Annotated in this window: 10 protein-coding genes; 4 read left to right on the top strand and 6 right to left on the bottom strand. The window is 67.0% G+C overall.

The features are described from left to right. Window positions 1-251: 251 nt before the first annotated feature. The gene (locus ACFX4F_RS15990; RefSeq protein WP_380657009.1) at window positions 252-1,229 is read right to left on the bottom strand and encodes an isopenicillin N synthase family dioxygenase; all 978 of its coding nucleotides are present in this window, start codon (window positions 1,227-1,229) and stop codon (window positions 252-254) included. Window positions 1,230-1,384: 155 nt separating this feature from the next. Here ACFX4F_RS15990 and ACFX4F_RS15985 point away from each other — a divergent pair, with 155 nt between their 5' ends. The 4 genes from ACFX4F_RS15985 (at window position 1,385) to galE (ending at window position 6,361) form a co-directional block, all read left to right on the top strand. Continuing rightward, window positions 1,385-3,268: a DUF3413 domain-containing protein gene (locus ACFX4F_RS15985; protein WP_243379905.1), complete on the top strand. Its 1,884-nt coding sequence runs from the start codon at window positions 1,385-1,387 to the stop codon at window positions 3,266-3,268. A 19-nt stretch (window positions 3,269-3,287) separates the two neighbouring features. Continuing rightward, window positions 3,288-4,433: a glycosyltransferase family 4 protein gene (locus tag ACFX4F_RS15980; protein ID WP_380657006.1), complete on the top strand. Its 1,146-nt coding sequence runs from the start codon at window positions 3,288-3,290 to the stop codon at window positions 4,431-4,433. After that, window positions 4,426-5,283: a polysaccharide deacetylase family protein gene (locus tag ACFX4F_RS15975; protein ID WP_380657003.1), complete on the top strand. Its 858-nt coding sequence runs from the start codon at window positions 4,426-4,428 to the stop codon at window positions 5,281-5,283. The genes ACFX4F_RS15980 and ACFX4F_RS15975 overlap by 8 nt, the downstream gene beginning before the upstream one ends. A 70-nt stretch (window positions 5,284-5,353) precedes the next feature. Next, on the top strand, window positions 5,354-6,361 hold the full coding sequence (gene galE, locus ACFX4F_RS15970; RefSeq protein WP_380657000.1) for a UDP-glucose 4-epimerase GalE: 1,008 nt from the start codon (window positions 5,354-5,356) through the stop codon (window positions 6,359-6,361). A 72-nt stretch (window positions 6,362-6,433) separates the two neighbouring features. Here galE and glmM read toward each other — a convergent pair whose 3' ends face one another. The 5 genes from glmM to trpB all read right to left on the bottom strand — a co-directional run bounded on the left by glmM (window position 6,434) and on the right by trpB (window position 11,595). Continuing rightward, the gene (gene glmM / locus ACFX4F_RS15965; protein ID WP_380656997.1) at window positions 6,434-7,798 is read right to left on the bottom strand and encodes a phosphoglucosamine mutase; all 1,365 of its coding nucleotides are present in this window, start codon (window positions 7,796-7,798) and stop codon (window positions 6,434-6,436) included. Then, window positions 7,798-8,673: an acetyl-CoA carboxylase, carboxyltransferase subunit beta gene (accD, locus tag ACFX4F_RS15960; RefSeq protein ID WP_025876176.1), complete on the bottom strand. Its 876-nt coding sequence runs from the start codon at window positions 8,671-8,673 to the stop codon at window positions 7,798-7,800. The genes glmM and accD overlap by 1 nt, the downstream gene beginning before the upstream one ends. 216 nt (window positions 8,674-8,889) lie before the next feature. Then, a complete protein-coding gene (gene trpA, locus ACFX4F_RS15955; RefSeq protein ID WP_380656993.1) occupies window positions 8,890-9,699 on the bottom strand; it encodes a tryptophan synthase subunit alpha in 810 nt (269 codons plus the stop codon). A gap of 1 nt (window position 9,700) precedes the next feature. Next, the gene (locus ACFX4F_RS15950) at window positions 9,701-10,381 is read right to left on the bottom strand and encodes a hypothetical protein (protein WP_380656990.1); all 681 of its coding nucleotides are present in this window, start codon (window positions 10,379-10,381) and stop codon (window positions 9,701-9,703) included. Then, on the bottom strand, window positions 10,378-11,595 hold the full coding sequence (gene trpB / locus ACFX4F_RS15945; RefSeq protein WP_108264918.1) for a tryptophan synthase subunit beta: 1,218 nt from the start codon (window positions 11,593-11,595) through the stop codon (window positions 10,378-10,380). The genes ACFX4F_RS15950 and trpB overlap by 4 nt, the downstream gene beginning before the upstream one ends. Window positions 11,596-11,683: the final 88 nt, after the last annotated feature.

Raw genomic sequence — 11,683 nt, 5'->3', positions numbered from 1 at the left:
GGTGTGGGCTGGCAGGACCGTTGGCGCCATGGATGGCGCCATCGAGCCCCCAGGGATGGGTTTACGGCGTGTCCTGCCAGCCCACACCGCCCCGCCCAACCCGCAGAAACCCGGAGCTGCTTTGGCTTCAGGCTTTGGCCCTGGCCTCTGCGGGTGCAGGGTGCAACCCTGCCGAACACCCTCCGCTGCGCTCGCCGGGCATGGCCCGGCGCTACCCGTAATGAAAAAGCCGCCTTTCGGCGGCTTCTTCATTACTTCAGCTTGATCTCGCGCAAGCGCTCTTCGAGGAAGCCGTGTGCGGTGATCGGCTCCGGGTACCGGCTCGGGTTCTCCTCGGTGATGCACGAGGGCAGCACGTCGATCAGGAAATCCGGGTTCGGGTGCAGGAAGAACGGCACCGAATAGCGCGGCTGGCGGGCCAGCTCGCCCGGGGGATTGACCACCCGGTGGATGGTCGACGGATACACATGGTTGGTCAGGCGCTGCAGCATGTCGCCGATGTTGACCACGATGGTGTCCGCGTCCGAGGTGAACGGCACCCAGTCCCCGTCATGCGACTGCACTTCCAGGCCGGCCGCACTGGCACCGACCAGCAGCGTGATGAAATTGATGTCGCCATGCGCACCGGCACGCACGTTCGGGATGTCGTCGGTGGTGATCGGCGGGTAGTGGATCGGGCGCAGGATCGAATTGCCGAAATTGGTCTTGTCGGCGAAGAAGTGCTCCGGCAGGCCGATGTGCAGGGCCAGGGCCGAAAGCACACGCGAACCCAGGTTGTCCAACGCCTGGTACAGGCCGTAACCACGCTCACGGAAGCCCTCGACCTCGGACGGCCACAGGTTCGGCGCCATCACGTCCCGGTTCTTGGAGTCGTCGGCGATCTCGCGACCGATGTGCCAGAACTCCTTCAGGTCGAAGTGCTTGGAGCCCTTGGCGGTCTCCACACCGAACGGGGTGTAGCCACGGGCGCCGCCGCTGCCCGCCACGTGGTACTTGCGCTTGATCTCATCCGGCAGTGCGAAGAAGGCCTTGAAGACGTCGTAGGCCGCATCGATGTCGGCCTGCGGGATGCCGTGGTTGCGGATGCCGGCGAACCCCCATTGGCGATATGCCGCCCCCAGCTCGGCCACGAAGGCGTCGCGGTCACTGTCGAAACGGGTGATGTCGAGGGTGGGGATCTGGCTCACAGCGGTTCCTGGCTTGTCGTTGAGTCGGTACGGGCCCGCCATGTCATGGCGACCGATCTGAACATTGTGACAGATAGATCAGGACACGCCACCGACATGCTGAAACAAACCGATACAATGCGCCACCCGCGCGCGGTTTAACGACTTCGTCACGCCGGCACACGCCACCCGTTGCCCCATCCCAACCCGCCTTCTCCATGGACGCCGCTCTGCCCGACGCCACCGCCGCCGCTCTTCCCGGACCAACCCGACGCTGGCGCCGGCTGGCCTGGTGGTCCCTGTTCATCGCGGCCAACGCGGTGTTTGCCGCGCTGATCGCGCTGGGCAACGTGCCGCTGCGCGACAATCCCGGCGGGACACTCGGCCTGGCCTATCTGGCGATTGCCCTGCCCGGCCATCTGCTCGCGTTCGGCGCACTGGCCGGCCTGCTGCCGCTGGCCATCGGCCTGTGGCCGCGCAGCGCGCGCGCATTGAGCGTGTCGGCGGTGATCTGCCAGGGCCTGTGGCTGTGCCTGCTGCTGGTGGATGCCAAGGTGTTCGCGCTGTATCGCTTCCACCTCAATGCGATGGTCGCCAACATGGTCTTCGGCGGCGCCCTGCAGGACCAGGTGAGCCTGTCCTGGAAGACCTGGCTGCAGGCGGTTGCCATGGTCTCGGCGATCTTCGCCGCGCAGGGCCTGCTGGCCTGGGCGTGCTGGAAGCTGCTGCCCGCGGCTCCGCGGCGACGACGGGTACTGCAGGCCTGGGCCGTGATCGCCCTGCTGATGGGCGGCGGCCAGGTCGCCACGGCCTACTACGACGCGCTCGGCGAACGTGCAGTGATCAGCCAGTGGAATTACCTGCCATGGGCGCAGCCGATCACCGCCAAGAGCGCGATGCGCCGCTTCGGCGTGGTCAGCCAGCACCAGGTCGGCCTGCCCGATCCGCGCCATGCCCAGCTCAACTATCCATTGCAGCCCCTGCGCTGCCAGAGCCACCAGCGGCCGAACGTGCTGATGGTGGTACTGGAGTCGTTGCGCCATGACGTGCTCACCCCTCAGTTCATGCCGAACGCATCGGCACTGGCCGGGTCCTCGCGGGTGTACGAGCATCATTTCAGCACCGGCAACGCCACCCGCTATGGCCTGTTCGGCCTGCTGTATGGCCTGCCGGGTGGCTACTGGCCGAGCATGCTCGACGAGCAGCGCGGCTCGCAGCTGTTCAAGGTGCTGGGACAGCAGGGCTATGACCTGCATCTGTATGGCAGCGCGCCGCTGTACAGCCCGGAATTCGATCGCACCGCGTTCGCCGATGTCCGCGACCAGCTGCACCAGGGGCCGTCCGAACTGACCTCCGATGGCCGCGATGCCGCCATCGTCGCTGGACTGCAGAAGGACATCCGCGCGAGCCAGGCTGCGCAGCGCCCGTGGTTCGGTTTCGTGTTCCTCGATTCCACCCACGCGCCCTACCACATGCCGGCCGGCTATCCGCCGCTCGCCACGCCGATGGCTGATGCGATCGATTTTCTCAAGTTCGGCCCCGAGCACGATCCAACGCCGGAATTGAACCGTTATCACACCGCGGTGCATTACGCCGACAGCCTGATCGGATCGCTGCTGGACGACCTGCGCGCGCAGGGCCTGGAGCAGGACACGATCGTGCTGGTGACCGGTGACCACGCCGAGGAATTCAACGACCTCAAGCTCAACTACTGGGGCCACAACGGCAACTTCTCCAACTACCAGCTGCAGGTGCCCTTCGTGCTGCATTGGCCCGGCCAGGGTGGCGGCCGCGACGCGCGGGTCAGTTCGCATGAAGACTGGGTGCCGACGCTGATGCGCCACGGCCTGGGCTGCGAGAACGCATTGACCGACTACAGCACCGGCCACGACCTGCTGGCTGCACCGACCGGCAAGCGTGCGCTGGTGGTGGAAAGCTGGTCGCAGCGCGCGGTGCGCAACGGCGAGGCGATCTACGTGTTCGACAAATTCGGCAACGCCACCGCGCTTGATGCGCGCTACCGCCCCCTGCCGCAACAGACCCCCGACGCCGCCAGCATCCGCGCGGCATGGGAAGCGCTGACGCGCTTCCGCAACCGCTGAATCCAAGGACCGATCCACCATGAACCGTCCGCTGCGCATCCTGCATACCGAAGCCGCCAAAGGCATGGGTGGGCAGGAGATCTACATTTTTCGCCACATGCAGGTGATGCGCGCACGTGGCCATGACGTCGCCCTGCTGTGCCAGCCGGACGCGCGCCTGGCCACCCGCGCGCGCGATGATGGCTTCACCGTGCATACGCTGCGCATGGGCGGCATGGCCCGCCTGCTGCGCGGCATCTGGTCGGTGTCACGGCTGGTGCGCCGCGAGCGCTACGACGTGGTCAACACCACCAGCCGTCGCGATGCATTGATTGCCGCTGCGGGTGCACGCCTGGGCGGCACACCGCTGGTGGTGCGCTCGCGCCACCTGATGAGCCCGGTGAATTCGCTGCTGACCTACACCGGCCTGCCGCACCGGATCATCACGGTGAGCAACTTCGTCAAGCAACTGCTGGCGGACCGCGGAATTCCCGCTGATCACATCGGCATCGTGCCGCCGATGGCGGTTTCTCCAACCGGCATCGACACCGCGCAGGAACCGTCCTGGCAGGATCTGCAGGAGGCACGTGCACGCGTGCGCGCCGAGCTCGGATTCGACGAGCAGGACGTCGTGGTGGGCTGCGTGGCCGTGCTGCGCGAACCCAAGGGCCACGCCGAACTGCTGCAGGCCATGGTGCCGCTGTGCAAGGCCAACCCGCGTCTGCATCTGGTGGTGGTCGGCGATGGCCAGGCCGTGATGCAGCGCCTGCAGGCCACCTGCGCCGAACACGATCTGCAGCGCCAGGTCCATCTGCTGGGCTTCCGCAGCGACGCCAGCCAGTTGATGCCCGGCTTCGACATCTTCGCCCTGGCCACACACAAGGAAGCATCGGGCACGGTGTTCCTGGAAGCGGCACAGGCGGGCCTGCCGATCGTGTCGCACCGGGTCGGTGGCGTGCCCGAAATGCTGGTGGAAGGCAGCAATGCCATCCTCACCCGGCTGGGTGACAGCGCCGCCCTCACGGGCGCGCTGCGGCTGCTGGTGGACGATCCAGAGCGTCGCCGGCAGATGGGACGCTCCGGCTGGGACTGGATCCGCAGCGCAAAGCGTTTCAGCCCCGAAGGCCACGCTGAAGCCACCGAACACTATTACCACCAATGGATGAAGGAGCTGGGTCATGGCTAATGCCAGAACCGTACCGGTGCTGATGCATCATCACGTCAGCAACTCGCCCGGCATGATCACGGTGTCGCCGGAGAACTTCGAAAGCCAGATCGCCTGGCTGGCGCGCACCGGCTGGACGTCGTTGACGCTGGACCAGTACGCCGGTTTCCTGGCTGGCAAGCCGGTGCCGCGCAAGTCGATCGTGATCACCTTCGATGATGGCTACCTGGACAACTGGGTCTACGCCCATCCGATCCTGCAGAAGTACGGCATGCACGCGGTGGTGTTCGTGGTGACCGGCTGGATGCACGAGGGCCCGATGCGTCCGCATGCCGGCATCACCGGCGCCAAGCTGCCGGAAACGCCCGAACACCGCGCCTGCGAGGACCTGATCTACAAGCAGGGCCGCAGCGACGAAGTGATGATGCGTTGGAGCGAAGCACGTGCGGCCATCGAGGCGGGCACCTTCGAGATCCATTGCCATACCCACACCCACACGCGTTGGCTGCGCCGCCAGGACCTGGACCGCGCCCAGCGCCGTGCCGGTATCAGTGGCGACCTGTCGAAGGCCAGGGAAGTGCTGCTGGAGAAGCTGGGCGAGGTATCGGACACGCTGTGCTGGCCGTACGGTGATTTCGACCAGGACTACATCGAAGTGGCGCGTGAGCAGGGGTTCCGCTACCTGCATACCACCCATCCGTTCGGACGCAACGTGGTCGGCGGCGATCCCGAGCGCATCTACCGCTTCGCCATCCGCAACCGGCCGGCAAGCTGGCTGCGCAAGCGCATCGCGTGGAGCTACAACCCGCTGATCGCACCGCTGTTCAATGGCTTCAAGGCGCGGCAGAAGAAGATGGTGCCCGGGCCGTGATGGCGCTGCCAGCACTGGGCTGACACGGCTTCGGCAAGGAAGCTCCAACAGAGTGGAAGGACTACAGGAAATGAACGTTCTGGTTACCGGCGGCGCTGGATTCATCGGCTCCCACACCTGTGTGGAACTGCAGCAGCAGGGCCATACGGTGGTCGTCGTCGATTCACTGTGCAACAGCGACGCCGGGATGATCGGCCGGATCGGCGACATCACCGGCATCACGCCGCTGTTCGTACAGGCCGACGTGCGCGACCGTGCGCGGATCACCGCGGTGCTGCGCGAGCATTCGATCGATGCGGTACTGCATTTTGCCGCGCTGAAGTCGGTTGGCGAATCGCGGCAGATGCCGCTGGACTACTTCGACAACAACATCAGCGGCACCCTTGCCCTGCTAGGCGCCATGCGCGATACCGGTGTAGGCACGTTTGTGTTCAGCTCGTCGGCAACGGTGTACGGCGACCAGGACCATTGCCCGGTGGCCGAGACGGCCTCGACCTGCGCGATGACGCCCTATGGCCGTTCGAAGCTCGTAGTGGAGCAGCTGCTGTCCGACCTGGTCGGCGCCGATGCAACGCTGCATGTGGCAACGCTGCGCTACTTCAACCCGGTGGGTGCGCACTCAAGCGCGCTGATCGGTGAGCTGCCGCACGGAACCCCCAGCAACCTGATGCCCTACATCGCCCAGGTGGCCGCCGGCCTGCTGCCCGAAGTGCAGGTATTCGGCGATGACTATCCGACCTGCGACGGGACCGGTGTACGCGATTACATCCATGTGGAAGATGTGGCACGGGCCCATGTGCTGGCGCTGCAGTACCTGCGCGACAAGCGCCGCAGCATCACCCTGAACCTGGGCACCGGCCAGGGCCACAGCGTGCTGGAACTGATCAAGGCCTTCGAGCAGACCGTCGGCCGGCCGATTCCGTTCCGCATCACCGGTCGCCGCAGCGGCGACATCGCGGTGAGTTTTGCCGACCCGTCCCTCGCCCTGCGCGAGCTGGGCTGGACCGCGCGCCATGGCCTGGCGGACATGTGCCGCGATACCTGGAAATGGCAGACGGCGATGCCGCGCAGCGCCTGACGACGTGCCTGCGCCAGACAGCAACATGGCCGCACAGGCGGCCATGTTGTTGGTTCGATGCAGCGACAGGGCTCAGGCCGCGGCCGCTGTCCTGACCGCCGCCGAAAGCCGGTCCAGGGTGTCCTGCATCAACGTCGCGTCGTCGGCCTCGACCGTGACCCGCACCACCGGTTCGGTGCCGGAAGGACGCAGGAAGGCACGTCCACGGCCGGATACCGCCTGCTGCGCTTCGGTCAGCGCAGCCTGCACGCTCTCCGCCTGCACGGTGGCCTTGGCCGAGACATCGCCGAGGCGCACGTTGACCGTCTTCTGCGGCACCTTGGACAACGGCTGCAGCGCTTCGCGCAGGCTCTTTCCCTGCTGCTTCAGCGCCACCAGTACCTGCAGGGCACTGACGATGCCGTCGCCGGTGGTGGCGCGGTCCAGGCACAGCAGATGGCCGGACGCTTCGCCACCGAGCACGCCGCCTCCCTCCACCAGTGCCTGGTGCACGTAGCGGTCGCCGACGTTGCTGCGCTGGAACGGAATCTGCAGTTCGGCCAGGGCTTTTTCCAGGCCGAAGTTGCTCATCAGGGTGCCGACCACCGGGCCGCGCAGGCGCCCTACGGCCTGCCACGCGCGCGCCAGGATGTAGACCAGGTCATCGCCGTCGACCGGGTTGCCGCGGTCATCGGCCATCAACACCCGGTCACCATCACCGTCGAAGGCGATGCCCAGGTCGGCGCGGGTCTCACGCACCTTGGCAGCGAGGTTGTCGATGTGGGTCGAGCCGACGCCATCGTTGATGTTGACGCCATTGGGTTCGGCACCGATGCCGATGACCTCCGCACCCAGTTCGCGGAACAGCAGCGGTGCGATCTGGTAGGTGGCGCCATGTGCGCAGTCGAGCACCAGGCGCACGCCGCGCAGGTCGAACGCGCGCGGCACGCTGGACTTGCAGAACTCGATGTAACGGCCGACGGCCTCGCGTGCACGCGAGGCCTTGCCGAGCTTCTCAGAAACGGCCGTAGTGAACGGCACGTCCAGTGCGGCTTCCAGCGCCAGCTCGGTGGCATCGTCGAGCTTCTCGCCCTGGGCGGAGAAGAACTTGATGCCGTTGTCGTAGTGCGGATTGTGCGACGCACTGATGACGATGCCCGCATCCACGCCGAGGGTACGGGTCAGGAAGGCGACGGCCGGGGTCGGCATCGGGCCGAGCAGCTGCACGTCAGCGCCGGCAGCGACCAACCCGGCTTCCAGCGCGGCTTCGAACATGTAGCCGGAGATCCGCGTGTCCTTGCCGATCACCACGATCGGACGGCGCCCGTCCTGGCCGCGCTGGGCGACCAGTACGCGGCCCAGGGCATTGCCCAGGCGCAGCACGAAATCCGCCGAGATCGGCCCTTGGCCGACCCGACCGCGGATGCCGTCGGTACCGAAGTACTTGCGGCTCCCCATCAAACCTCCTCCGGTGCCGGCTCGCGACGCAGCATCGCCAGCAGGTCGGCCAGGCGATCGCGCAGTTCACGGCGGTCACAGATCTGGTCGATGGCACCGTGCTCGAGCAGGAACTCCGAACGCTGGAACCCTTCCGGCAGCTTCTCGCGCACGGTCTGTTCGATCACGCGCGGGCCGGCGAAGCCGATCAGTGCGCGCGGTTCGGCGATGTTGATGTCGCCCAGCATCGCGAACGACGCCGACACACCGCCGGTGGTCGGGTGGGTCAGCACCGAAATGTACGGCTGTCCGGCTTCACGCAGTTTGCCCAGCGCGGCCGAGGTCTTGGCCATCTGCATCAGCGAGAACAGGCCTTCCTGCATGCGCGCGCCACCACTGGCGGAGAAGCACACGTACGGTGCGCCGATCTCGGCAGCGGTCTCGGCGGCAAGCGCGAAGCGCTCGCCGACCACCGAGCCCATCGAGCCGCCCATGAAGGCGAAATCGAACGACGAGGCCACCAGCGGACGCCCCTTGAGCAGGCCGCGCATGGCAATCAGCGCGTCGTACTCGCCGGTGTTCTTCTGCGCGATCTTGATGCGCTCGCTGTACTTCTTCTGGTCCTTGAACTTCAGCAGGTCGGTCGGCCCCAGGCGGGCAGCGATCTCGGTGGTGCTGTCGGCGTCGAACAGCGCGGCCAGGCGTGCACGCGCACGGATGGCCATATGGTGGCCGCACTTCGGGCAGACCTCCAGATTCTCTTCCAGCTCCGGACGGTACAACGCACTGCCGCAGTTGCTGCACTTTTCCCACAGGCCCTCGGGGACGCTGCGCTTCTTGCTGGGGGTGTTGTCGGTGCGGATGCCAGACGGCATCAACTTGCTGAGCCAACTCATGCGGGAGGACACTTCCGTTCAGGGCGGCCCGGGGGCCGCAAAGGCGGACAGTCTAGCTCCGCTTTCCCCGCCCGTGCACCCCCTGCCCGGCCTTGGGCCCGGCGGAAAAAACCATGCTGGGACGTACGTTTAGGTGCTGGGTGGCGCCGGCCGCCGGCCGGCAGCGCTTGCACGCGGGCGGGTACGGAGGGTGCCGGCCAGCGGCCGGCACTACCGTTACACGTCGAGCGCCTGCCGCAGTGGGGCCAGGAACGCAGCGGCACGCTGCGCTGCATCCTCGGCAGAGGCCGCGTCGGCCAGCACCGCCACCAGCGCGCTGCCGACCACCACGCCGTCGGCCTGGCGCGCCATGGCCGCCGCGCTGGCAGCGTCCTTGATGCCGAAGCCGGCCACTACCGGCACGCTGGCCTTGGCCCGCAGCGCCTGCAGGCGTGCACTGGCCGCGTCACTGTCCAGCCGTTCGGAGGCGCCGGTGACACCGGCAAAGCTGACGTAGTAGAGATAGCCACGGGCCAGCGCCAGCAGCTTGTCGGCGCGCGCCTCGCTGGTGGTCGGCGATGCCAGCAGAACCAGCGCCAAGCCTGCAGCGTCGAAGGCCTGCTGGGCTTCGCCGGCTTCTTCCGGCGGCAGATCGACCAGCAGCACGCCGTCCACGCCAGCGGCCACCGCCGCGCTGGCGAATGCCACGTAACCGTGGATCTCCACCGGGTTGAGATAGCCCATCAGCACCACGGGCGTCTGCGCATCGCGTTCGCGGAACTGCGCCACCGCCTGCAACACATAGCGGGTGCCTGCGCCGCGGGCCAACGCGCGCTCGGAACTGCGCTGGATGGTCGGGCCGTCGGCCATCGGATCGGAGAACGGCACGCCCAGTTCGATCACATCGGCACCGGCCTCGACCAGCGCGTGCATGACCGGCACCGTGGCTTCCAGGGTCGGATCACCGGCGGTGATGAAGGGGATCAGGGCCTTGCGCTGCTGCTCGCGCAGGCGCTGGAAACAGGCATCGAGTCGGGATACGGACATTTCAGGCACACCCTTCAATCAGTTCAATCGCTTCACTGGTTCCCCAGTACATCTGGAGGACCCTCCCTTCAAACAGTTCCACGCGGATGCCGAGGGCCGAACCCGGATCCTGCCAGGTCAGGTATTCACCCTGCTCGCCGTCGTAGGCATGCGGGCTGGACACAGGCGGCTTCGGGAACCGGGCGACCGCCTGGGCGCGGGTCATTCCCACGCGCAGGCCAAACGGGCCGGGTTGCTCGGCCGGCGCCCCGCTGTCCGGATCAAGGCCGAGGTCGAAACGAACCACGCGATCCTCGTCGGTCATCATCGATACGCCCGCCGGCAGGGCCGTGCCGTCGTAATACTCGCAACTGCCGCCGAGGGCTTCGACCGCCCCTTGCGCCGTCCACGGCCCGAGTGCCTTGAGATCGTTCAAGTGCTGGCCGATCAGCACCTCGCCGGCATGATCCAGCGCCACCGAGACCACGGCCGGGCCCTCGTCGTCGCCCTCAGCTTCCGCTGCGGGCGGGTCATCAATCGGCGTGCGCGCCAGAGGGTCGACATCTTCATTGGCGGCGGCCTGCTGCGCAGGCTGCGTGGTTGCCTTGGCCGCCGGCGCCAGTACGGGCGGCTCCGGCGGCTGGCACGCGGCCAGACCGAATGCCAGCAGCAGTACGCTGCTGTTGCGCATCAGCGCACTCACAGCACCAGGCCTTCGCGCGCCGCGATGGTATGCACGTCCTTGTCGCCGCGACCGGAGAGGTTGCACAGCACGATCTGGTCGCGCGGACGCCCACGCGCAAGCTTCATCGCCTGCGCCAGTGCGTGGCTGGACTCCAGCGCCGGCAGGATGCCCTCGGTGTGGGCCAGCAGATGGAAGGCCTGCAGCGCCTCTTCGTCGGTGATGCCGACGTAGCGCGCGCGGCCGCTGTCGGCCAGGAACGCATGCTCCGGTCCGACGCCCGGGTAGTCCAGGCCGGCCGATACCGAATGGGTCTCGATGATCTGGCCGTCGTCGTCGCACAGCACATAGGTGCGGTTGCCGTGCAGCACGCCCGGACGACCGGCGGCGATGGAGGCAGCGTGGCGCCCGGTGTGGATGCCATCGCCGGCCGCTTCAGCGCCGACAATCTCAACCTCGCGGTCGTTGAGGAAGGCATGGAACAAGCCGATCGCATTGCTGCCACCGCCGACGCAGGCGGTGATCGCATCGGGCAGGCGACCGTACTCGGCCAGCATCTGCTCGCGCGCCTCGCGGCCGACGATGGCGTTGAAGTCACGCACCATGCGCGGGTACGGGTCGGGGCCGGCAACCGTGCCGATGATGTAGAAGGTGTCCTGCACGTTGGTGACCCAGTCGCGCATCGCTTCGTTGAGCGCGTCCTTCAGGGTGGCCGAGCCGGAGGTGACCGGCACCACCGTCGCGCCGAGCAGCTTCATGCGGTAGACGTTGATCTTCTGCCGCTCGATGTCGGTAGCGCCCATGTACACCACGCATTCCAGGCCCAGCCGCGCGGCGACGGTGGCGCTGGCCACGCCATGCTGGCCGGCGCCGGTCTCGGCGATGATGCGTTTCTTGCCCATCCGCGCCGCCAGCAGCGCCTGGCCGATGGTGTTGTTGATCTTGTGCGCGCCGGTGTGGTTCAGGTCCTCGCGCTTGAGCAGGATCTGCGCGCCGCCGACGTGGTCGCTGAGGCGTTCAGCATGGTAGATCGGGCTCGGCCGGCCGACGTAATGGGCCAGGTCGCGGTCATAGGCCAGCTGGAACGCCGGATCCTGACGGGCCTGGTCATAGGCCTGGGCCAGTTCCTGCAGCGGGCCGACCAGGGTTTCGGCGACGAAGCTGCCACCGTAACGGCCGAAGTGGCCCTGGGCGTCAGGGAAGGCGTGGAAATCGGCAATGGGAGAGGCAGACATGGAGACGACCGGTCGTTCAGACAGGTGGATACTCTAGCGCACGGATTGTGTCCGGAAAATGGATATTATCTGGCGTATCCCGTCAGGA

This window comes from Stenotrophomonas sp. YIM B13575, from assembly GCF_042787595.1.
In the GTDB taxonomy this organism is placed as follows: domain Bacteria; phylum Pseudomonadota; class Gammaproteobacteria; order Xanthomonadales; family Xanthomonadaceae; genus Stenotrophomonas; species Stenotrophomonas lactitubi_B.
The sequence above is the reverse complement of the archived record's forward strand: the minus strand, read 5'-3'. Positions and strand labels throughout refer to the sequence as shown.